This window comes from Promicromonospora sp. NPDC057488, from assembly GCF_042802395.1.
Taxonomy (GTDB): domain Bacteria; phylum Actinomycetota; class Actinomycetes; order Actinomycetales; family Cellulomonadaceae; genus Promicromonospora.
This window is the reverse complement of the sequence record NZ_JBHVEG010000044.1, coordinates 1-21,243: the sequence shown is the minus strand read 5'-3', so window position 1 is coordinate 21,243 and position 21,243 is coordinate 1. Positions and strand designations below refer to the sequence as shown.

Genomic DNA, 21,243 nt, shown 5'->3' with positions numbered 1-21,243 from the left:
CGGGCGTGCACGGCGCACGGCCCGCCTCAGTGCGCGACGGGCTGCGGGGGGCGCGCCTCGGCGGGCGCGACGTCGTCCTCGGGCGCGGCCCCGTCCTCGGGGACGGCCTCGCCCTCGGGGACGGCCTCACCTTCGGAGGCGACCTCGGCGGCCGCCTCCCTGGCGCGCCGGCGGGCCCGCGTCTCGAGCACCGCGATGAGGGCGAACGTGGCCGACGCGCCGAGCACCGCCGTCATGCCGGCCGCCCGGATGCGCGAGCCCTGCACGTGGTGCACGACCGTGGACTCCGGGGCGGTGGTCACCGTGATGGTGTTGACGGGCGCCACCCCGGCGTCGCTCTGCAGCCGCGCCAGCTCGTGCTCGATCTGCCGGATGATCTCGTCCTGCCGCGCGGTGGTCTCCTCGGCGGTGGCCGACACGACCTCGACGTACAGCACCTGCTGGGCGAAGTTGGGGGCCCACTGGCCGCCGGTGTCCGGCAGGCGGACCGACCAGCCGTCCCGTGTGCCCTCGCCGATCAGGGTCGCGTCCGGGGAGGCGTACTTGGTCACCGCGGCCGGGCCGGACACGGCCTTGGCCACCACGCCCGCCGTGATGATCAGGTCCTCCGAGGTCGTGCGCAGCGCGTTCGGGTAGGCCTTGCTGGTGGGGGCGAGGAAGACGACCTGCGTCCGGCTCCAGTACACGCCGTCGTCCAGCGTGGTGGTGTACACGAGCCCGAGGCTGACGGCGGCACCCGCCAGCAGGACGGGCCAGCGCCGCACCGCCGCACGTATCAGGTCCCACAAGGTCATGGATTCTCCGCAATTTCTCGGAGCGGGCGAAATTCGCGCCGGAGTTCCACGACCCGTTCCTTTGCCCGCCCTCGGCACGATACCTTTGCTGAGCGCGGCGTGATACGCCCGGAAAGGGTGAACAAATGTCATTCCTCGACGTGATAGCGGCCTTGGGCCGCCGGTGGATCGTCACGGTGATCGGCCTGCTGGCCACCGCCGGGCTGGTCTACGGCGCGAGCACCATCGAGCCGCCGGTCTACACCGCCCGGGCGCTGGTCCTGCTGGTCCCGTCCGAGCAGGTGGTGGGCCAGGGCGGCAACCCGTTCCTGGCGCTCGGCGGCCTCGACCTGCCCGCGCGCGTGGTGGTCGCCTACTACGAGAGCGACGCCGCCAAGGCGAAGTTCAGCTCCGGCTCGGACGACGCCGAGTACGTGGTGGCCATCGAGGAGGCCACCCGCGGCCCGGTCATCTCCGTCGACGTCACGGACTCGACGCCGGAGGCGACGCTCGCGACGCTCGAGGAGATCACCGCTTCGATCCCCGTGGAGCTGCGCCGCCTCCAGGAGGAGGTCGACGCGCCCAAGAACGCCATCGTCTCGACGCTGGACCTGACCAAGGACGAGCAGGCCGAGGCCGACAACAGCGGCACCGTGCGGATGATCATCGCCGCCGCCGGCCTCGGGCTGGTGGCCACCGTGGTCGGCGCCGTGGCGACCGACGGGCTGTTCCGCAGCCGGGCGCGCGGCCGCAAGCAGGGCGGCACGCCGGACGTGGCGCCGGCCGACCCGCCGTCGGCGGAGCCGGACGCCGCCGGCCCGGGGGCCGCGAAGCCCGCGCAGCAGAGCGCGCCCGCGGCCGGGGACAAGCCGCCGACGGTGCGGCTGCCCGCCGTGCGGCCGCCGTCGGTGCAGCCGGGGGTCGGCCGGCCCGCGGACGAGCGGGCGCTCCCGTCCTGGCACAACCCCCCGCGCGAGTCGCGGGACAAGCGCCGGGACGACGCGGCCGCGCGGGCGGCCGCGGAGAGCCGGTGACCCAGCCCCGGCCTGCCGCCGAACGGCGGCACGCCTCGCCGCCCCGGCCGCTGCCGACGTTCCGGCCGCTGCCGGCGTTCCGGCGCGTGCTGCGGTTCGACGTCGTCACCTGGCTGTCGCTCTACCTGCTCCTGCTGTTCGCGGTGCCCTCCAAGCTGGTGATCGGCCCGCTCGGCAGCGCCGGGGCGCCGTCGATGGTGCTCGGCCTGGCGAGCCTGCTGCTGTGGGTGCTCATCGGCGTCGGGGCGGCCCGGCCGGCGCTGAGCGGCCCCCGGCTGATCCGGGTCGCGCTCGCCCTGTTCCTGTTCAGCGTCGGGGTCACGTACGTGCTCGCGATGTCGCGGCCCGTCGTGTCGAACGAGATGAGCCCCGCGGACGTCGCGATCCTGGCGCTGCTCGCCTGGTCGGGCACGCTCCTGCTGGCGCACGACGGCATCGTCTCGGCCGGGCGGCGCGACGTGCTCGTGTGGCGGCTGGCCCTCGCGGGCGGCGCGCTGGCGGTGCTCGGGCTGGCGCAGTTCGCGCTCGGCGAGCTGTTCGTGGACCGGCTCGCCCTGCCCGGCCTGACCCTCACCTCGCCGTACGAGCTCGGCGAGCGCAACGGCCTGATCCGCCCGCAGGGCACCGCCACCCACCCCATCGAGTACGGGGTGCTGATCACCATGCTGCTGCCGCTCGCGCTGCACGTCGGGTTCGAGCACACCGAGCGCCGGCCCCTGCTGCGGTGGGCGCCCGCGGCGGCGGCGCTGGCCCTGGTGCCCGCGAGCGGGTCCCGGTCCGCCTACGTGGGCGCCGGCGTCGGCCTGGTGATCCTGCTGCTGGGCTGGAAGGGCGCGCGCCGCCGCGTCATGCTCGGCGTCACCGCCGTCGGCGCCCTGGCGGGCATGGTGGTCGCACCCGGGATGCTGGCCTCCATCCTCGGCCTGTTCACCGGCGCCGCGGAGGACCCGAGCGTCACCTCGCGCACCGGCTCGTTCGACCTGGCGGGCGAGTTCATCGCGCGCGACCCGCTGTTCGGGCGCGGGCTGGGCACGTTCCTGCCCACCTACCGGATCTTCGACAACCAGTACCTGCTGCTCCTGGTGACGATCGGCCTGGTGGGCACCGCCCTGTTCTGCTGGCTCTGCGTCGCGACTGTCCGCGTGCTCCTGCGGGTCCGGGCGCACAGCGCGGGGGTGGACCCCCGGGCCCACGACCTGGCGCTGTCGCTGATCGCGGCGATCGTCGTCGGGTTCGTCAGCCTGTTCTTCTTCGACGCCTTCGCGTTCCCGATGACCATGGGCGCGCTCTTTCTCCTGATCGGTGTCGCGGGCTCTCTGCGGGCCAAGGCATAGGGCGTCCGGCAGGCCGCAAGAATCACCCGGACAATCACCCGGGAATGCATTCCGCGGCCGGGGCCGGTCGTTCACGATAAACAAATGATCAATCTCTGCTTTCACGGCATCGGGACGCCGCCGGACGACGTCCCGGCCGAGGAGGCCGCCTACTGGATCGGCGCCGACACGTTCCGCCGGGTCCTCGACCTGGTCGCCGTCCGGCCGGACGTGCGGCTCAGCTTCGACGACGGCAACACCTCCGACCTGACGGTCGCGCTCCCGGAGCTGGCCGACCGCGGGCGCGTGGCCGAGTTCTTCGTCATCGCGGGCCGCCTCGGGCAGCCCGGGTCGCTGTCGGCCGACGACGTCCGGACGCTGCGCCGGTCGGGCATGGGCGTCGGGTCGCACGGCATGCACCACCGGGTCTGGCGCCGGCTGACGCCGCCGGAGGTGCACACCGAGCTCGTCGAGGCCCGGGACCGGCTCCAGGAGGTGCTGGACGAGCCCGTGGTCACCGCCGCCTGCCCGCTGGGCCGGTACGACAGGGCCACCCTGGGCGCCCTGCGCCGGCTGGGCTACACGCGGGTCTACACGAGCGACCGGGCGCTGGCCCGGCCCGGCGCCTGGCGGCAGGCCCGGTTCAGCCTCCGCGCGCAGGACACGGCCGACGACGTCGCCGGCTGGCTCCGGCACGGCGAGCGCTACCCGGTCCGCGCGGCCGACCGGGCCCGCGCCTTCGTCAAGGGCCTGCGCTGATGGGGGCCGAGGTCGCCGCCGTCGTCGTCACGTACAACAGCGCCAGGCACATCGACGCCCTGCTGGACAGCCTGCCCGCCGCCTTCGGCGACGTCCCGTACACCACGGTGGTGGTCGACAACGGGTCCACGGACGAGACGCTCACGCTGCTTCGCCGCCGGGGCGACTGCAGCGTCGTCGAGAGCGTCAACGACGGCTACGGGGCGGGGATGAACAAGGCGGTGCGGTACGCACCGGAGGCGGCGGAGATCCTGGTGCTCAACCCGGACGTGGAGCTCGACGCCGAGGCTGTGCCGCGCATGCTGCGCGTGCTGCGCCGGCCCGACGTCGGCATCGTGGTGCCGCGCACGCGGGAGGTGGACGGCAGCCTGTCCCCGACGCTGCGCCGCACGCCGACCGTCGCGCGCGCCGGCGGGCTGAGCTTCACCCGCCTGCCGGCCTTCGCCGAGCGGATCGAGGACCCGCGGGCCTACGCCACCGAGCACCCCGTGGACTGGGCCGTGGGCGCGATCTGGCTCGTGGACCGGGAGTGCTTCGACGCCCTGGGCGGGTTCGACCAGTCGTACTTCCTCTACTCCGAGGAGACCGACTTCGCGCTGCGCGCCCGCGACCGCGGCTGGCTCTCGGTGTACGCGCCGGCGGCCGGCGGCATGCACGTCGGCGGCGGCTCGGGCACCAGCCACGAGACGCACACCATGCTGATGGTCAACCGGGTGCGCCTCATCCGGCGTCGGCGCGGGGTCCGCGCGGCCTGGATGTACTACGGGGTGACCCTGCTCGTGGAGCTGCGGCGGGGCCTGCTCGGGCACCGGGCATCGTGGCCCACGCTGCGGGCGCTGGTGCGGCCGGCCCGGCGCCCGGTGGCGCTGGGCGCGAGCGACGCGGTGCTGCCCCGATGACCGGGCCAGTGGCCTCCGTCGTCGTGCCGGCGCACGACGAGGAGCGCACGATCGGACGGCTGCTGGCCGCCCTGTGCGCCACCCCCGGGCTGCTGGAGGTGGTGGTCGCGTGCAACGGCTGCACCGACGGCACCGCGCGGGTGGCCGCGGGGTACCCGGTGACCGTCCTCGACCTGCCGGAACCGTCCAAGTCCCGCGCGCTGCGCGCCGCCGACCAGGTCGCCACGACGTTCCCGCGCATGTACCTGGACGCCGACGTCGAGATCACCGCCGACGGCGTCGTCCGGCTCGCCGCCGCCGTCGGCCCCGGGCGCGCGGCCGTCGCGGCGCCGTCGCGCACCGTGCCCCGCACCGGGGTCGCGCCGCTCGCCCGCTGGTACCTCGACGTGTGGGAGGCGCTGCCCACGGTGCGCTCGGGCCTGTTCGGGCGCGGGGTGCTGGCGGTGTCCCGGGAGGGCGCCCGCCGGGTCGCCGCGCTGCCCGAGGTGATGGCCGACGACCTGGCGCTCTCCGAGGCGTTCGCCCCGGACGAGCGCGTCGTGGTCCCGGACGTCACCGTCGTGGTGCACCCGGCGCGCACGACTCGCGACCTCGTCCGCCGTCGGGCGCGGGTGACCACGGGCAACGTCCAGGCGGACCGGGCCGGGCTGCGCGGGGACGGCGCCCGCACGTCCATGGGCGACCTGTGGCGGGTGGTCCGGGAGCGGCCGGCGCTGGCGCCCAAGGTCCCCGTGTTCGTCGGGGTGGTGCTGGCCGGGCAGCTGCGCGCCCGCTCCGCCGTCCGGGCGGGCGACTTCACGACCTGGGAGCGGGACGCGAGCTCGCGCGCCTGAGGGGCGGCCGCCGCTTCAGTTGCCGCTGCCCGCGCACGCGATCGGGTCGACCGGGCGGGTGCCGCCGTCGCCGACCGTCACGGTGTGCGCCTGCCAGTCGCTCAGGGCGGAGCAGAGCACGTCGACCGGCCCGTAGCCCCAGGTGTCGCCCACCACCTGCAGGTTGCGCACGCTGCCCGGGGTGCCGGCGCGGAACGCGTAGCCGCCGCCCTCGACCAGCAGGCCGTCGACGGTCAGCGACGTGTTGCCCTGGCCGCTCGGGTAGAAGAACGGGGCGGTCCCGTAGCAGTCGGCGGTCTCGCGCATGATGATCCGGGTGTTCTTCACGGTCAGCGCGCCGCCGCCGTAGCCCTGGATGCCGTCGCCGTGCCAGTCGCCGCAGTCGTCGGGCGGGACCACCCGGATGAAGGTGTCCTCCACGACGACGTCGCCGCACTGCGCGGCGCCCACCCGGATGCCCTCGGGCACGCCGTCGATCACCACGTCGCGCACGGTGAACCCGCCGTTGCCGATGACCTGCAGGTCGCCGTCCGTCGTCCGCCTGGAGCTCCGGACGAACTCGGACTGCTCGACCACCAGGCCGGACCCGCACACCGGCCCGTTGTCGTTCACCACCCGGCTCCCGACGGCCTGCACCCGCCGCAGGGTCACGTCCTCCGCCTCGACGGAGATGATGCCGTCCGTGATCCGCAGGTCGCTGACGACCTCGCCCGGCTCGGTCAGGTGCAGGTCACCGGTGTGGGTGCGCTTCGGCGTCCACCCCTCGGGCAGGCCCGCGGTGCCGGACGTCGGGAACGTGAGCGGCGCGGCCTTGCCGGTCGGGGCGCTGCCGTCGCTCACGGGGCCGTCGGTGGCGGACGCCGTGCTCTGCTCGGCGGCCGGCCCGGGCGTGGCGGGCTCGTCCCGCGGCGCGGTGGCAATGGTGGTCAGGACGGCGGCGACCAGCGCTCCGGTTGCCCAGCGGAGCGGGACCCGCCACGACGAGGTGCCCATGCGGGTCATCCTGGCACGCCGGTCGTCCTCGCTCATCCGGTCGCCTGGGCCCCGGCTGCCGGCCGCGCCGTGGCGACCTGCTCGTAGAGCTCGACCATCTGGTCGACCCGCCTGTCCCACAGGTGCTCGGCGACCGCGTGCTCGCGGGCCGCCTCGCCCATGCGCAGCCGCAGGTCCGGCTCGGTGACGAGGCGGCGCACCGCGCCGGCCACGTCGCGGGCGAGCTGGTCGGGCGACTCGGCGGGCAGCACGAACGCACAGGCGTCGGTCACGTTGGCGCCGGGGCCGCCGCGGTCGCACACGACGAGCGGCAGCCCGTGCGACATGGCCTCCAGCGCGACGGCGCCGCCCGGCTCCCGGTAGCTCGGGAAGACGAAGACGTCGGCCTCCTCGTAGAAACGGTCGACATCGGCGCGCGGCACCGCCCCGTGCAGCGTCACGCGGTCCGCCAGCCCCAGCTCACGCACCAGGTCGGCGCACGCCTGCCGGTCGTTGCCGTCCCCGACGACGTCGAGCACCACCGGCAGGTCGCGCAGCGCGGCCATCGCGCGGATCACGTCGCGGGCGCCCTTGGTCCGCACCAGCCGCCCGACGTGCAGCAGCCGCACGGGGCCGGTGCGGCCCCTGCGGTCGATCACGGGCCGCACCTGGTGCAGGGCCACCTCGCGCAGGGTCTCGAACCGGCGCAGCCGCAGGTCACCGAGGACCTCGCGTACGTAGGGGGCGATGCCCACCACGCAGTCGGCGGACTCGTAGGTGGAGCGCAGGAGCGGGTCGTACCGCAGCCGCAGCCGGTCCAGCCCGCGGAGCCGCTGGTACCACGGCACGATCTCCTCCTGGGCGAACGCGGGCGGGGACTCCAGGCTGCCGCCGACCGGACCGACCACCAGGGGGACGCCGAGGCCGACGACCGGTGACGGGTAGCGCATCGCCACGGGCGTCGCCTGGTGCGCCACGTCGAACCGCTCGCCCGCCGCGAGGCGGTCGCGCACGTAGCGTCGCGCCCGCCGGTAGAACGGCACGTAGGCCGGCTGGAGCAGGCTGTTCAGCCGCTCGGCCCGGTGCACGAACGGCGGCTCCGGCCACTCGACGACGTGCACGCCCGGGAGCTGCCGCGACGGCGGCACGTGGTCCTTCTTGTACGTGGACAGGAGCGTCACCCGGAACCGCTCCGACAGCAGCTGCGCCCACTGGTGGGCGACCCAGGACTCGCCCACGTCGTTGCCGTCGCACGCGGGTGCGATCAGCAGCACGTGGTCCACGCGGGAGGACCCGATCGGTTCGTTGACAGCCACTCCCCGATAGTGACGTCTGGGTCGCGCCGGAAGCATCCCCGGGCCGGGTGAACACAGGGGTGAGAAATGCGCCCGCGGCAACTGTTCGGGAATCACCGGATGAAATCATCGCCGCGAGCCCCTTTCACCCCGAGCACCTCCGCCCGACGCCTTTTCCCGGGGCCATACTCACCGACGTGGCACATTCGAAAGAGGTCGGGCTCGCTCCCGTCACGACAGCCGATCTGCCGCGCGTGGGCGAATTCTTGAACGCGCATCTGGACGGCCGGCTGAGTCCTGCGGTATGGGCGCGTTCGCTGCGGCCCACCTGGACCACCAGCCACCCCGACCACGGGTTCCTGCTCGAGTCCGAGGGCCGGGTCGTGGGCGTGTACGCGGCGCTCTACTCGGAGGCGGACGGCCCCGGCGGACCGAGCGCCGTGTGCAACGTCGCGGCGTGGTGCGTGCTGGACGAGTTCCGCCACCACTCGCTGCGGCTGCTGCGCGCGATGCTCGCCCAGCGCGACCGCGAGCTCACCGACCTCTCCCCGAGCGGCACCGTGATCCCGCTGAACGAGCGGCTCGGTTTCCAGCACCTGGACACGGCCGGAGCGCTGGTGGCCAACCTCCCGCTACCCTCGCCCGGGGTGCGGCTGCTGACCGGGCGGCCCGACATCGAGTCCGTGCTGCGCGGCGCTGACCTGGTCGCATACCGCGACCACGCGGAGTCCCCCGCCGCGCGGCACGTCGTGGCCGTCGTCCGCGGCGAGCCGTGCTGGGTGGTCTTCCGCGCCGTGCGGCGCAAGCGCCTGCGGCTGTTCGCCTCGGTGCTCCACGTGAGCGACCGCGACCTGTTCCGCGTCGCGGCGCCCGCGGTGTACCGGCACGTCCTGCTCACGCACGGGCTGCCGTTCACCCTGCTGCAGGACCGCGTGAGCGGGCCCCGGCCGTGGCACTCCGTCCGGCTGCCCGCGCAGCGCCCGACGATGTACCTGAGCCGCACGGGCCGCCCGCCGGAGTCGGTCTCCTACCTCTACAGCGAGCTGACGCAGGTGCCGTGGTGAACCCCGCACCGAGGTGAAAAGCGTGCGCAGAGGTGAAACAAGCTCACCGGGGCACAATTCACTATGCATTTTTCAGCCCCTCGCGGACGATATCTATCTCCGGCGCGAACATTCACCTCTCGGGTTCATTTTCACCCAATTCTCGGTTCACCCGCTTTTTGGCCCTATTCACCCGTCACCGGCCTGCCTAAATTGATGCAGCGCGCTCTACCGTGATCTTCGTGACCACCATCCATCAGCACCTGGAGCTACAGGCGCGCCACCGGCCGCACGCCCCCGCGCTCTCGGCCCGGGACGCGACCCTGACCTACGCGGAGCTCTGGCACGCCGTGCGTCTGGCCGGGGCCCGGCTGGCCGGGCTCGGCGTGGCCCGGCACGACCGGGTGGCGGTCTTCCTGGAGAAGCGGTTCGAGACGGTCGCGGCCCTGTGGGGCACCTCCGTGGCCGGCGGCGTCTTCGTCCCCGTCAACCCGCTCCTGAAGGGCAAGCAGGTCGCGCACGTGCTGCGCGACTCCGGCGCCCGCGTGCTCGTCACCTCGCCCGGCCGGCTGAACGCCGTCCGCGACCACCTCGGCGACACCGGCCTGACCACCGTGCTGCTCGTGGACCCGGCCGACGGCGGCCTGCCGCACGACCTGCCCCACCTGCCCGAGCTGCCGGGGCTGACCGTGCTCCGCTGGGCCCCGGCGTCCGACGGCGACGCGGAGCCCGCCGAGGCCGGGGACCCCACCGAGGCGCCGCTCTCGCCGTCCGGCCCCGACACCGACATCGCCGCGATCCTGTACACGTCCGGCAGCACCGGTGCCCCCAAGGGCGTCGTCCTGTCGCACCGCAACCTGGTCGTGGGCGCCACGAGCGTGTCCGGCTACCTGCACAACACCGCCGAGGACGTGCTGCTCGCGGTGCTGCCGCTGAGCTTCGACGCCGGCCTGTCCCAGCTCACCACCGCGTTCGCCGTCGGCGCCCACGTGGTGCTGCACGACTACCTGCTGCCGCGGGGCGTCACCGCCGCGTGCGAGCAGTACGGCGTCACCGGCATCACGGGCGTGCCGCCCCTGTGGACGCAGCTCGCCGGCGTCGAGTGGCCGTCGGGCGCGCGGTTCGCCCTGCGCTACTTCGCCAACACGGGCGGGCGCATGCCCGCCGCGCTCCTGGGCGAGCTGCGCGAGCTGTTCCCCGCGGCCGCCCCGTACCTGATGTACGGCCTCACCGAGGCGTTCCGCTCCACTTACCTCGACCCCGCCCAGGTCGACGCGCGCCCCGACTCGATCGGGCGCGCGATCCCGAACGCGGAGGTGCTGGTGCTGCGCCCGGACGGCACGCCGTGCGGGCCCGACGAGCCCGGCGAGCTGGTGCACCGCGGCAGCCTGGTCGCGCTCGGCTACTGGAACGACCCGGAGCGGACGGCGGCCCGGTTCCGCCCCGTGCCCGGCTACGACGAGCCGTGGCGCGCCGTCCCGGAGCCCGCCGTGTGGTCGGGCGACACCGTGGTGCGCGACGCCGAGGGCTACCTCTACTTCGTCGGCCGCGAGGACGAGATGATCAAGACCTCCGGGTACCGCGTGAGCCCCACCGAGGTGGAGGAGGCGGCGCTGAGCACCGGCCTGGTGCGCGAGGCCGTCGCGATCGGCGTCCCGGACGACCGGCTCGGGCAGCGCATCGCGCTCGCCGTGCTGGCCCCCGACCCCGTCGACACCGACCGGCTGCTCAAGGAGATGCGCCAGTCGCTGCCCACGTTCATGCTCCCGGCGGAGGTCCACGTGGCCGACTCGTTCCCCCGCAACCCCAACGGCAAGCTCGACCGCCCGGCCATCCGCGCCGGCCTCGTCGCGGAGGTGGCCGAGTGACCGCGCAGGTGACCGAGGCGACGTCGGCCCCGACCGCGCCCGCCCCGCACCCGGCCGTGGCGGCGCTGCCCGTGTCCGGCGACGAGGTGCTCGTGGGCGGGGTGCCCCTGACGCGCCTGGCCGCCCGGGTGGGGTCCACGCCGTTCTTCGCCTACGACCGGCAGCGCATCACCGACCGGGTCGCGGAGGTCAGGGCCGCGCTCGGCGACGCGGTGCGCCTCGGGTACGCCGTCAAGGCCAACCCGATGCCCGCCGTCGTGCAGCACCTGGCGGGGCTGGTCGACGCGCTCGACGTCGCCTCGGCCCACGAGATGCACACCGCGCTCGACACCGGCACGGACCCGGAGCGGATCAGCTTCGCGGGACCGGGCAAGACGCCGCAGGAGATCCGCTCGGCGGTCGCCGCGGGCGTGCTGGTCGAGCTGGAGTCCGCCACGGAGGCGCGCCGCGTGGTCGCGGCCGGCGAGGAGCTCGGCATCGTGCCACGCGTCGCCATCCGCGTGAACCCCGACTTCGCCGTGCGCGGCTCCGGGATGCGCATGTCCGGCGGCCCGCAGCAGTTCGGCGTCGACGCCGAGCAGGTGCCCGACCTGCTGGCCTACCTCGGCACCACGGGCGCGGACGTGACCGGGTTCCACGTGTTCGCCGGCTCGCAGAACCTCGACGCGGAGCTGATCGCGGGCGCGCAGCGCGCGACGGCCGACCTCGTCGTCGCGCTCGCCGAGCACGCGCCCGGCCCGGTGCGGTACGTGAACCTCGGCGGCGGCCTGGGCATCCCCTACTTCCCCAAGGACCGGCCGGTCGACCTGGCCCGCGTGGGCGAGAGCCTCGCGGCCGTGGTCGCGGAGCAGATCGCCCCGGCGCTGCCCGAGGCCGACGTGCACATCGAGCTCGGCCGGTACCTCGTCGGCGAGGCCGGCACCTACGTGACCCGCGTGGTCGACCGCAAGGTCTCGCGCGGCCGCACCTACCTCGTGGTCGACGGCGGCATGCACCACCAGCTCGCCGCGTCGGGAAACCTCGGGCAGGTGATCCGGCGCAACTACCCGGTGCTCGTGGGCAACCGGATGGCGGCGGCCGACACGGAGCAGGCCACCGTCGTGGGCTGCCTGTGCACGCCCCTCGACCTGCTGGCCGACGACGTCCCGCTGCCGCGGGCCGACCTCGACGACCTCGTGGTGGTGCTCCAGGCGGGGGCCTACGGCCTGACCGCCAGCCCCACCGCGTTCCTCGGCCACCCGGCGCCCGCCGAGGTCCTCGTGTGAGGCGCGACCTCGCACCACAACGACACAGCATGAGTATTTCGACAGGAGATCTGATGAGCAGCGACGTGACAGACAGCCCCGCGGGCAGCACGACGGGCGACGTGACGCTCGCCGACGTGCTCGAGGTGCTCGGCAAAGTGCTCGGCATCGAGGACCGCGTGCGCTCGTTCGACGCCGCCACCCCGCTGTTCGGCGACGTGCCCGAGCTCGACTCGCTGGCGGTGCTGGAGCTGGTGACCGCGCTGGAGGACCGGTTCGCGATCACCGTCGAGGACGACGAGCTGGCCGGCGGCCTGCTGGAGACCGCGGGCAGCCTGCACGCGTTCGTCAGCGCGCGGGCACGGTGACGGGACGGGGCACGCCATGACCATCGACGAGCAGGGGGCGGCCCGGGTCCAGGACTCGGCCGACGTCGACGACCGGGCCACGATCGGCGCGGGCACCACCATCTGGCACCTGGCCCAGGTGCGCGAGGACGCCGTCGTGGGGTCCGGGTGCATCGTGGGGCGGGGCGCCTACGTCGGGCCCGGCGTACGCCTGGGCGACGGCTGCAAGCTGCAGAACTACGCGCTCGTGTACGAGCCGGCGGTGCTGGAGGACGGCGTGTTCGTCGGCCCGGCCGCCGTGCTGACCAACGACCTGTACCCGCGGGCCGTGACCCCGGACGGGACGGTCAAGACCGGCGACGACTGGCAGGCCGTCGGCGTCACGATCCGCACCGGCGCCGCGATCGGCGCCCGGGCGGTGTGCGTGGCCCCGGTGACGATCGGCCGGTGGGCGACCGTTGCGGCGGGCGCCGTCGTGACGGCCGACGTGCCGGACTTCGCGCTCGTGGCGGGGGTGCCCGCCCGGCGCATCCGCTGGGTCGGCCGCGCCGGCGTGCCGCTGGAGCGCACCACCGGTGACGGCTGGCGCTGCCCGGTCACCGGGGACGAGTTCACGGAGTCCGACGGGGTGCTGCAAGAGGCGCCGTCGAACGCGTCTTTTCGGCACTGAACGATGCTCAGTTATTTCTTTACCCACCGCTCTCTCACCCTATTCATCCAAACGGGTGAAGTGGCGGGTGAACGCCCCGGAAAAGGGCACCCGGCGCACGACAGAATACGGTGACCCTCATATTATCGTGACCAAGAAATAGCAACGAGAACCGGGCACACACAACGCCCCGAGGCTGCTGTTGCAAGGCCCGGACCACCACCCCCCGGCTCCACCAGGGCGCGTAGACGCGTCGCGATCCAGTGCGCCCAAAAACTCATTCCTGGCCAGAGGGAAAGAAGGAATCGACGTGGCGAGCCAGACGATAGGTGGCGGTTTCGAAATTCGCCCGCAGACCACCGAGAAAAGGGTGAAGAATGCGACGTCGCGTGGTTTTCACGACGTCCGCGCGCGGCGCGCTCACCCGCAGTGGCAGGTGCGTTATCGCGCACGGCTGCGCTACACCGACACGGCCGTCGTCCTCGCCTCGGTGATCCTCGCGTCCGTGCTCGACGCGACCCTCCTGGCCGGCACCCCCGGGCACCCGGGGCTCCTCGGCTCCCTCGCCGTGTCGGCCCTGGTGGCGGTGGTCTGGATCGGGGCGGTGGCCGCGCGCAGCTCGTACGACCTGCGGGTCGTGGGCCGCGACCACACGGAGTACCGGCGCATCTTCGCCGCCACGTGCACCGCGGTGACCGTGCTCGTGCTCCTGGCCTGGCTCACCGGGACCGTCGAGCCCCGGGACGTGCTCGCGCAGGCGATCGTGCTGCCGCTCGGGCTCGCGGGGCTGATCGGCTCGCGCTACGGCTGGCGGCAGTGGGTGGCCCGCACGCGGAGCCGCGGCACGGGCTGCATGACGCCCGTCCTGGTCGTTGGGCACCGCGAGCAGGCCGAGCGCGTGATCCGCCGGCTCAACGACGCGCCGCACCGCGGGTTCGTGGTGGTGGGCGCCTGCCTGCCGTCCGACGAGACGCCCGCCGGCGAGACCGCGCCCGGCGAGACCCCGCCGCGCGACGGGCTGCCCGGCGACGAGGTGGGCGGGGTGCCCGTGCTGGGCGACCTGTCCCGGGTCGGCGAGGCGGCCGCGCTGGTCCGCGCGAGCGCCGTCGCGGTGAGCGCCTCGGGGAGCATCACCACCGACGTCGTCCGCCGGCTCGGCTGGCAGCTCGAGCGCGTGGGCGTGGACCTCATGCTCACCACCGAGCTGGCCGACGTCGCCGCCGCCCGGATGAGCGTGTCCCCGACGTCGGGCCTCTCGCTGCTGCACGTGGCCGCGCCGCGGTTCCGGGGGCACAAGTTCCGCGTGAAACAGGGCATCGACTGGGTGCTCGCCGCCGTGATCACGGTGCTCGTGTCGCCGATCCTGCTCGGTGTGGGGCTGGCCGTCGCGTTCACCAGCAAGGGCGGGTTGTTCTACCTGTCCGAGCGCGTGGGCCGTGACGGCAAGATCTTCCGGATGTTCAAGTTCCGGACCATGCGCGTCGGCGCCGACCGCGAGGTCAAGGCCCTGACGGCGGGGAACGACGGCGCCGGCCCGCTGTTCAAGATGCGCACCGACCCGCGCATCACCCGGGTGGGCCGCGTGCTGCGCCGGTACTCGCTCGACGAGCTGCCCCAGCTCTTCAACGTGCTCGGCGGCCACATGAGCCTCGTCGGACCCCGCCCGGCGCTGCCGCACGAGGTCGCGGCATACGAGGAGCGCATGCGGCGCCGGCTGCTGGTCAAGCCCGGGATGACGGGCATGTGGCAGGTATCCGGCCGCTCCGACCTGCCGTGGGAGGAGGCGGTCCGGCTCGACGTCTACTACGCCGAGAACTGGACGCCGATGCAGGACCTGGCCATCCTCGGGCAGACCGCCCGCGCCGTCGTGTCGGGCCGCGGGGCCTACTGAGGCCGGTCAGGGTCCCTGCCGGTCGGGGTCCCTGCCGGTCAGACCTTCTCCCACACCGACACGTGCTTCTCCGAGTCGGCGGTGAACGGCGACCGGTCCCAGTCCGCCCAGCGGTCCCGCAGGCGGAGTCCGGCGATCCGCGCCATGAGGTCCATCTCGGCGGGCCAGGCGTACCGGAACGGGACCGCCCGGAACTGGCCGGTGCCGTCGGGCCGCACGGTCACGTGGTTGGACGTGAAGAGCTGGGTGGCGACGTCGTACCGGTCGAAGCCCACGTAGCCGCTGTCCCCCGCCTCGGGCGCGACGGTGAACGGCACGGTGTCCTGCCCGGGCGGGAGGCGGCGCAGGCCGGGCACGCCGACCTCGACCAGGAACAGCCCGCCGGGCCGCAGGTGCGCCGCCGCGTTGACGAAGACGTCGACCTGCCCGTCCTGCGTCGTGACGTTGCTGATCGTGTTGAACACCAGGTAGGCCAGGGCGAAGTCGCCCGGCCCGACGGCTCCGCCGAACCCGTCGAACCGGGTGGACGTCATGTCGCCGACCGTGACGCCGACGTCGGCCCCGCCGGGCTTGCCGGCGATCCGCTCGGCCATGGCCCGGCTCAGCTCGATGCCGCCCACCTGGACGCCGCGGGCGGCCAGCGGCGCCGCGATCCGCCCGGTGCCGACGGCCAGCTCCAGCACCGGCCCGCCGTCCGCGAGCTCCTCCAGGAGGTCCACGGCGGGCGTCACGACCGCCGGGTCGTTCGCCCCGCCTGGCTCGTCGTAGTCGGCGGCCACGCTCTCGGGGAACTGGCCGTCGGCGGAATCGTCGCCGGGGCGGTGGGCGCGCAGGTCCGTGGTGTGTGCGTCGTCGGTCACGGCGCCGACGCTACGCCCGACGGCGGGGTCGGCTCACGTCCTTTTTCAGGCGGAAGCGTGCACCGTGCGGCGCATCGGCGTGTGCGGGATCCCGTCGTCGAGGAACTCGTCGCCGTCCGCCACGAAGCCGTGCTTGCCGTACCAGCGCGTGAGCGGCGACTGGGCGTCGAGCACGATGTCGCGGTCGTCGCCGGCGGCCTCGATGTACTCGATGGCGGCGCGCATCACGTCGTCCGACAGGCCCTTGCCGCGGGCCTCCTTGGCCAGGGCGACCCGGCCGATGCGCCAGACGGCGCCGTCGTCGAGCACGCGGGCCGTGCCGAGCACGCGCGTACCGCCGTCGGACACGGAGTCGGGCGCGGCCTCCGCCAGCAGCACGACCTGGACGGCGCCCGGCTCGACGTCGCGGCCGTCGAGGTCGTGGTACGGGCAGTCCTGCTCGACGACGAAGACGTCCTGACGCAGCTTCCAGACGCCGTAGGCGATGACGACGTCGAGCTGGGCGAGCGGGGCGGTGATGATCTGCACCCGTCGATCCTCGCACGCCGCCACCCCTGCCGTGTCAGACGTACAGGTCACCGGGGTGACCTGTACGTCTGACACGTCGTCAGGCGACCGGGAGGTACCGCTTCCACCAGTCGAGGATCACCTCGAAGCGCTGCTGCCGGTGCCGCGGGCGGCCGGACCGGGACAGCTCGTGGTTCTCGCCGGGGAAGACGACCAGCTCGGTCTCGACGCCCTGGCCCTTGAGCGTCGAGTAGTACCGCTCGGCCTGGGACAGCGGGCAGCGCAGGTCCAGCTCGGAGTGCAGCACGAGCGTGGGCGTCGTCACCTGCCCGGCGACGGCCTGCGGGGACTGCGCGGCCACCTGCTCCGGCTTCTCCCCCACGTACTCCAGGCCGAAGAACGAGCCGATGTCGCTGGTGCCGAAGAACGCCTCCGGGTCGAGGAACCCGCGCTCCACGACCGCGCCCGCGAACCGGTGGTCGTGCGCGACGGTCCAGGCCGTGAGGTACCCGCCGTACGAGCCGCCGAGCACGCCCACGCGCGACCCGTCCAGCCGCCCGTCCGAGGCGACCGCGCCGTCCAGGAAGTCGAGCACGTCGTGCAGGTCCACGGTGCCCATGGCCTGCTTGATCGTGCGGCCGTGCGCCTGCCCGTAGCCCGCCGAGCCGCGCGGGTTGCAGTAGACGACGGCGTACCCGGCGTCGACCAGCACCTGCGTCTCGTCGAACAGCCCCACGCCGTAGGACGAGTAGGGCCCGCCGTGGATCATCAGCAGGGTCGGGTGCGTGCCCGTGCCCTCCGGCACCGCGACCCACCCGTGCACCGGGTAGCCGTCGCGGCCCGTGACCGTCAGCTCCGTGGGCGTCACGACGCCGGCCGCCCGCAGCGGTGCGGAGAAGTCGGTGCGGGGCTGGATCACGCCGTCCGCGACGACGCCCACCTCGCCGTAGGTGCCCGGGTCGCCGTAGGCCACGGCGAGCGTGCCGCCGCCCACCCCGATGTCGGAGACGACGACGTCCCCGCCGGTCAGCTGGGTCGTGGTGCCGTCGTCGTCGACGCGGACCACGTGCTGGGCGCCGCGGCTCGCGAGCACGAGCAGCACGCCGCCGTCGGGCAGCGCCACGGGCTCGTGGCCGAGCTCCTGCGTCTCGGGGTCGGTCAGCCGGCGCGGCTCCGGGTCGGCCCACGCGGACAGCACGTACAGGGCGGCGTTGCGGGCCACGAAGTCCTTGCCCTCGGGGCCGTGGTCCTGGGCGAGCACGTACAGCTCGCCGCCGGGGCCGAACGCGATCGCCTGCGGGCCGAGCGTGCCGAGCTCCACCTCGGAGCCCCCGCCGGCCGCACCGGCGCCCAGCGGCAGCACCCGCAGGACGGCGCGGCCCACCTGGCCCGCGCCCTGCTCCCGCTCGGCCAGGACCGCGATCGAGCCGCCGTCGGGCGTGAACGCGATCCCGCTGTGGTCGACGTCGTCCGTGGTCACCCGGCGCGGCTCGGGCACGGTGGGCCGCGGCTCGGCCGGGCCCTGCGGCGTCGGGGCGGGCTGCACCACGGGCTCGGCCGCGACGTCGGGCACGTCGACCAGGTACACGTGCTGCGGGCGGTCCCGGTGGTAGCCCAGGCCGTTGCGCGTCCAGCTCCACTCGGTGATGCGGCGCGGGCCCTCGGCGGCGGGCGTGATGCCCTCGACCGAGCCGTAGCGGCCCGCCTCGGGCTCGCGGCTCAGGAACGCGAGGCGCTTGCCGTCGGGCGACCAGCGGAACCCGCTGACGCCGAGCGTGCGGTCGGTGACCTGCACGGCCTCGCCGCCGGCGACCGGCAGCACCCAGAGCTGCGGGGCGGCCTGCGGCTGGGCGCGCAGGAAGGCGACCAGGGCGCCGTCGGGCGAGAAGCGCGGCTCGGTGTCGCGGAACCCGCGGGTGAGGCGGCCGGGGGTTTCGCCGGTCGAGCCCGCCCCGCTGGTCGAGCCCGCCCCGCTGGTCGAGCCTGTCGAGACCAGGGGCACCCGCCAGAGCTGACCCACGACGGCGTCGGCGTCCAGGTCGGGGCGGGTCACCGACACGACGGCCCACGTACCGTCCGGGTGGACGGCGGGCCGGGAGACGGTGCGGATCAGGGGAAGGTCGGCTGCCTGCATGGCCCGGACACTACCCTTGCGAACATGTCCGAAACACAGCAGACCGACGCTCCCGCAAGTGCTCACGAGGCCTGGGGCGAGCCGCGGACCCGCGAGCTGACCTGGTACGACCCCATCCAGACGGCGGCACAGGCGCCGCTGATGACGGGGCTGGAGTTCCTGCGCCGGATGCGCGAGGGCGCCATCCCGCCGCCGCCGATCGCCGCGCACTTCGGCCTCGACATCGACGAGGTCGAGGAGGGGCGCGTGACCTTCCGGTGCACGCCCGACGAGTCCGGCTACAACCCGATCGGCACGATCCACGGCGGCGTGCTGTGCACCCTGCTCGACACGGTGTGCGGCTGCGCCATCCAGTCGGTGCTGCCGCAGGGCAAGGGCTACACGTCGATCGAGATCAAGGTGAGCTACGTCAAGGCCGTGCGGGGCGGCGGCGGGCCGCTCAGCGCGGAGGGCACCGTGGTCAAGGCGGGCTCCCGGGTCGGCTTCACCGAGGGCGTGGTGCGGGACGCGACGGGCGCGGTGGTCGCGACGGCGTCGAGCACCCTGCTGATCTTCGACCTGCCGACGCCCTGACGCGTCACGTGATGAAGAGGCCGACCACCCACGCGCCGGTCGCGACCAGCGAGCCCACGAGCTGCACGCCGATCGTGATCAGCGTGGCCTGGACGGCGGCCTTGGTGGCGCCCCAGGCGGACGACACGTCCTTGCGGCGCGCCCACTCCAGCAGGAAGATCGCGGCGACGAAGAACAGGAACAGGCCGATCACCGGCACCACGAAGAAGCCGACGATGCCCGCGATACCGCCCACGGCGAGCGTCAGCACGGGCACCTCGGCCTTGCGCATGTGCTTGCCGGCCAGGATCCACTGGAACACCTCGGCGATCGCGATGGCGACCGCGGCGATGCCGAACACGACCCACGCCTCGACGCCGCCCGTGAAGATCGCCCAGACGAGGATGCCGCCCAGCACGAGCACGGCACCCGGCAACACCTGAACGACGATGCCGATCAGTCCGACCAGGATTGCGACACCGACGAGTACCTCTGCCCATACGTCCACGGCCGCACCCTAGCCTGCTGGTGCAAATCGGACACCGAGCCCGGCGGATATCCTGCTCGCCATGACGCACGCGGCGGCCGGATACCTCGCCCGGCTGGGCCTCGACGAGCGGCCGCCGGCGACCGTGGCGACCCTGTTCGAGATCCACCGGCGGCACGCCGAGCGCATCCCGTACGAGAACCTGCACACCATGCTCGGCAGCCCGCCCGCCGTCGACGTGCCGTCGACCCTGGCGCGCGTCGCGGCGGGCGGCAACGCCGGCTACTGCTTCCACCACAACGGCGTGCTGACGGCTGCTCTACGGGCGCTCGGCTACGACGTCGTCCCTGCGTGGGGGCACAACTGGGACTCCGCGGCCGAGCGCGCCGACGTGTACGTCGGGCACCTAGCGCTGTCCGTACGGGGGCTGCCCACCGCGGACAACCCGGGCGGCGTGTGGTGGCCCGACGTCGGCTGCGGCGACGGGCTGCACGAACCCCTGCCGCTGGTCGCGGGCACCTACCGGCAGGGCCCGTTCACCTACCGGCTGGAGGTGCGCGACGACGGCTGGACGTTCCACCACGACCCGCAGGGCAGCTTCGGCGCCGTGGACCTCTTCGACGAGGTGCTCACGCCGGAGCAGGAGCGCGGCGCGCACCGGAAGCTCACCGCCCCGGACGGCGGCGCCTACGCGCGCAGGCTGGTGGTGCAGCGCCGACTGCCCGACGCCGCGGAGACGCTGCGCGGGTGCCAGTTCACCAGGACGGGCGCGCGCGCCGAACGGGTCGGGCTGACGGCGTACGACGACTGGCGGGACGCGCTCCGGGCGCTGGGCATCTCGCTCCGGGGCGTCGACGACGACGCCCTGCGCGGCCTGTTCGACCGCAGCCTGGCCCAGCACCGGGAGTGGGTGGCGTCCCGCTAGCCCCTTGCTCTCGGACCCGAGAGGGTCAGTTCCAGAAGACCGCGACCGCGATGTTCACCAGGGTGAGCCCGAGCACGGAGCCCTTCAGGCCCTGGGACACGTTCTCGCCCTTGCGGACCGCGAGCACGGCGAGCACGGCGACGGCGAGCGCGATGACCAGCTTGACGCCGATCTTCGCCATCGACGGGCCGCCGTCGTCCCAGAGGCCGCCCATCTCCGCGACGCCGACCATGATGACGCCCGCGACGACGGCACCCATGGCGCCGTGCGAGACACCCTTGTAGAGGGCCTTGGTGCGCAGCGACGCGATCGCGCCGCCGAACACGAGCGCCCAGCTCGCGAAGTGCAGGAACACGAAGACGTTGTAGAGGAATTCCATGGTCGGCAGCCTATCCGCGGCGGGACTGCAGAACCCCTGCAAACCGCGCGTCCGAGCCATTAGTGACAATTTTCACGAGCGCCCCGGCGCGGCGCCGGGGACGCGCCGGGTCTGTGGCGACGCCGCGCCCAAGACCGCGCCGGGTCTGCGCCGAGTCCGCACCTGAGGAATCCCCTCGCCCACCCCTGACGCCCCTCCCCTTTGAGGCCTAAGTTTCTTCGCTTTGTGACACCGCAAAGCGAAGAAACTTAGGCCTCAAAAGAGGGCCCCTCTCGACGCCGCCGGACGGCGTCGTCCAGCGGCAATCAGCGCCAGTCAGCGCCGGACGGCGTCGGACGGCGTCGGACGGCGTCGGACGGCGTCGGACGGCGTCGGACGGCGTCGGACACCACCGTCCCGCCAGAGCCTCCTTTGAGCGCGGCAGTTTGCCTCGCGGAGTCGGCAGTTGGCATTGAGGTCGGCACAGGCCTGTGCCGACC

Annotated in this window: 21 protein-coding genes; 13 read left to right on the top strand and 8 right to left on the bottom strand. The window is 73.8% G+C overall.

The window, feature by feature from the left end; all coding sequences use genetic code 11:
• Positions 1 to 26: 26 nt before the first annotated feature.
• Positions 27 to 794, bottom strand: coding sequence for a hypothetical protein (locus ACFU5G_RS11650; protein WP_377244046.1), 768 nt, complete (start codon positions 792 to 794; stop codon positions 27 to 29).
• 125 nt (positions 795 to 919) lie between these two features.
• Between ACFU5G_RS11650 and ACFU5G_RS11645 the strand changes: the two genes are divergently transcribed.
• The 5 genes from ACFU5G_RS11645 to ACFU5G_RS11625 all read left to right on the top strand — a co-directional run bounded on the left by ACFU5G_RS11645 (position 920) and on the right by ACFU5G_RS11625 (position 5,611).
• A complete protein-coding gene (locus tag ACFU5G_RS11645; protein WP_377244043.1) occupies positions 920 to 1,807 on the top strand; it encodes a hypothetical protein in 888 nt (295 codons plus the stop codon).
• A complete protein-coding gene (locus ACFU5G_RS11640) occupies positions 1,804 to 3,141 on the top strand; it encodes an O-antigen ligase family protein (protein ID WP_377244040.1) in 1,338 nt (445 codons plus the stop codon). Before ACFU5G_RS11645 ends, ACFU5G_RS11640 begins: the two co-directional genes overlap by 4 nt.
• 84 nt (positions 3,142 to 3,225) lie before the next feature.
• Complete coding sequence (locus tag ACFU5G_RS11635; protein WP_377244037.1) at positions 3,226 to 3,879, top strand: polysaccharide deacetylase family protein; 654 nt, start codon at positions 3,226 to 3,228, stop codon at positions 3,877 to 3,879.
• Complete coding sequence (locus ACFU5G_RS11630; protein ID WP_377244034.1) at positions 3,879 to 4,778, top strand: glycosyltransferase; 900 nt, start codon at positions 3,879 to 3,881, stop codon at positions 4,776 to 4,778. Before ACFU5G_RS11635 ends, ACFU5G_RS11630 begins: the two co-directional genes overlap by 1 nt.
• The gene (locus ACFU5G_RS11625; protein ID WP_377244031.1) at positions 4,775 to 5,611 is read left to right on the top strand and encodes a glycosyltransferase; all 837 of its coding nucleotides are present in this window, start codon (positions 4,775 to 4,777) and stop codon (positions 5,609 to 5,611) included. Before ACFU5G_RS11630 ends, ACFU5G_RS11625 begins: the two co-directional genes overlap by 4 nt.
• A 15-nt stretch (positions 5,612 to 5,626) precedes the next feature.
• On the opposite strand, the gene ACFU5G_RS11620 is transcribed toward ACFU5G_RS11625, so the two are convergent.
• Complete coding sequence (locus tag ACFU5G_RS11620) at positions 5,627 to 6,640, bottom strand: hypothetical protein (protein WP_377244028.1); 1,014 nt, start codon at positions 6,638 to 6,640, stop codon at positions 5,627 to 5,629.
• Entirely contained in the window at positions 6,637 to 7,899 is a 1,263-nt protein-coding gene (locus ACFU5G_RS11615; protein ID WP_377244025.1) for a glycosyltransferase family 4 protein, read from the bottom strand. The genes ACFU5G_RS11620 and ACFU5G_RS11615 overlap by 4 nt, the downstream gene beginning before the upstream one ends.
• A gap of 245 nt (positions 7,900 to 8,144) precedes the next feature.
• Here ACFU5G_RS11615 and ACFU5G_RS11610 point away from each other — a divergent pair, with 245 nt between their 5' ends.
• From ACFU5G_RS11610 to ACFU5G_RS11585, 6 genes are all read left to right on the top strand, one after another.
• Positions 8,145 to 8,942, top strand: coding sequence for a hypothetical protein (locus ACFU5G_RS11610; protein WP_377244022.1), 798 nt, complete (start codon positions 8,145 to 8,147; stop codon positions 8,940 to 8,942).
• Positions 8,943 to 9,163: 221 nt separating this feature from the next.
• Positions 9,164 to 10,789 (top strand): acyl-CoA ligase (AMP-forming), exosortase A system-associated, encoded by a 1,626-nt coding sequence (locus ACFU5G_RS11605; protein ID WP_377244019.1) that lies wholly within the window; start codon positions 9,164 to 9,166, stop codon positions 10,787 to 10,789.
• Positions 10,786 to 12,054: a pyridoxal-dependent decarboxylase, exosortase A system-associated gene (locus tag ACFU5G_RS11600; RefSeq protein ID WP_377244016.1), complete on the top strand. Its 1,269-nt coding sequence runs from the start codon at positions 10,786 to 10,788 to the stop codon at positions 12,052 to 12,054. Before ACFU5G_RS11605 ends, ACFU5G_RS11600 begins: the two co-directional genes overlap by 4 nt.
• 53 nt (positions 12,055 to 12,107) lie before the next feature.
• Positions 12,108 to 12,401 (top strand): acyl carrier protein, encoded by a 294-nt coding sequence (locus tag ACFU5G_RS11595; RefSeq protein WP_377244013.1) that lies wholly within the window; start codon positions 12,108 to 12,110, stop codon positions 12,399 to 12,401.
• 16 nt (positions 12,402 to 12,417) lie between these two features.
• The gene (locus ACFU5G_RS11590; RefSeq protein WP_377244010.1) at positions 12,418 to 13,050 is read left to right on the top strand and encodes an acyltransferase; all 633 of its coding nucleotides are present in this window, start codon (positions 12,418 to 12,420) and stop codon (positions 13,048 to 13,050) included.
• A gap of 415 nt (positions 13,051 to 13,465) precedes the next feature.
• Entirely contained in the window at positions 13,466 to 14,920 is a 1,455-nt protein-coding gene (locus ACFU5G_RS11585; RefSeq protein ID WP_377244008.1) for a sugar transferase, read from the top strand.
• Positions 14,921 to 14,958: 38 nt separating this feature from the next.
• Here the strand turns inward: ACFU5G_RS11585 and ACFU5G_RS11580 are convergent, their stop codons facing one another.
• The 3 genes from ACFU5G_RS11580 to ACFU5G_RS11570 all read right to left on the bottom strand — a co-directional run bounded on the left by ACFU5G_RS11580 (position 14,959) and on the right by ACFU5G_RS11570 (position 18,421).
• Positions 14,959 to 15,780, bottom strand: a complete 822-nt coding sequence (locus tag ACFU5G_RS11580; RefSeq protein WP_377244005.1) for a methyltransferase domain-containing protein — start codon at positions 15,778 to 15,780, stop codon at positions 14,959 to 14,961.
• A 45-nt stretch (positions 15,781 to 15,825) separates the two neighbouring features.
• Positions 15,826 to 16,308 carry a GNAT family N-acetyltransferase gene (locus ACFU5G_RS11575; protein WP_377244002.1) on the bottom strand — a complete coding sequence of 161 codons (483 nt, stop codon included), beginning with the start codon at positions 16,306 to 16,308 and terminating at the stop codon, positions 15,826 to 15,828.
• A 79-nt stretch (positions 16,309 to 16,387) separates the two neighbouring features.
• Positions 16,388 to 18,421, bottom strand: a complete 2,034-nt coding sequence (locus tag ACFU5G_RS11570; protein WP_377243999.1) for a prolyl oligopeptidase family serine peptidase — start codon at positions 18,419 to 18,421, stop codon at positions 16,388 to 16,390.
• Between the two features lie 24 nt (positions 18,422 to 18,445).
• Between ACFU5G_RS11570 and ACFU5G_RS11565 the strand changes: the two genes are divergently transcribed.
• Complete coding sequence (locus tag ACFU5G_RS11565; RefSeq protein ID WP_377243996.1) at positions 18,446 to 18,994, top strand: PaaI family thioesterase; 549 nt, start codon at positions 18,446 to 18,448, stop codon at positions 18,992 to 18,994.
• Positions 18,995 to 18,998: 4 nt separating this feature from the next.
• Here ACFU5G_RS11565 and ACFU5G_RS11560 read toward each other — a convergent pair whose 3' ends face one another.
• Positions 18,999 to 19,481: a DUF456 domain-containing protein gene (locus ACFU5G_RS11560; RefSeq protein WP_377243993.1), complete on the bottom strand. Its 483-nt coding sequence runs from the start codon at positions 19,479 to 19,481 to the stop codon at positions 18,999 to 19,001.
• Between the two features lie 61 nt (positions 19,482 to 19,542).
• Between ACFU5G_RS11560 and ACFU5G_RS11555 the strand changes: the two genes are divergently transcribed.
• Positions 19,543 to 20,385, top strand: coding sequence for an arylamine N-acetyltransferase (locus tag ACFU5G_RS11555; RefSeq protein WP_377243990.1), 843 nt, complete (start codon positions 19,543 to 19,545; stop codon positions 20,383 to 20,385).
• A gap of 25 nt (positions 20,386 to 20,410) precedes the next feature.
• Here the strand turns inward: ACFU5G_RS11555 and ACFU5G_RS11550 are convergent, their stop codons facing one another.
• Positions 20,411 to 20,764, bottom strand: coding sequence for a hypothetical protein (locus tag ACFU5G_RS11550; protein WP_377243987.1), 354 nt, complete (start codon positions 20,762 to 20,764; stop codon positions 20,411 to 20,413).
• Positions 20,765 to 21,243 lie beyond the last annotated feature (479 nt).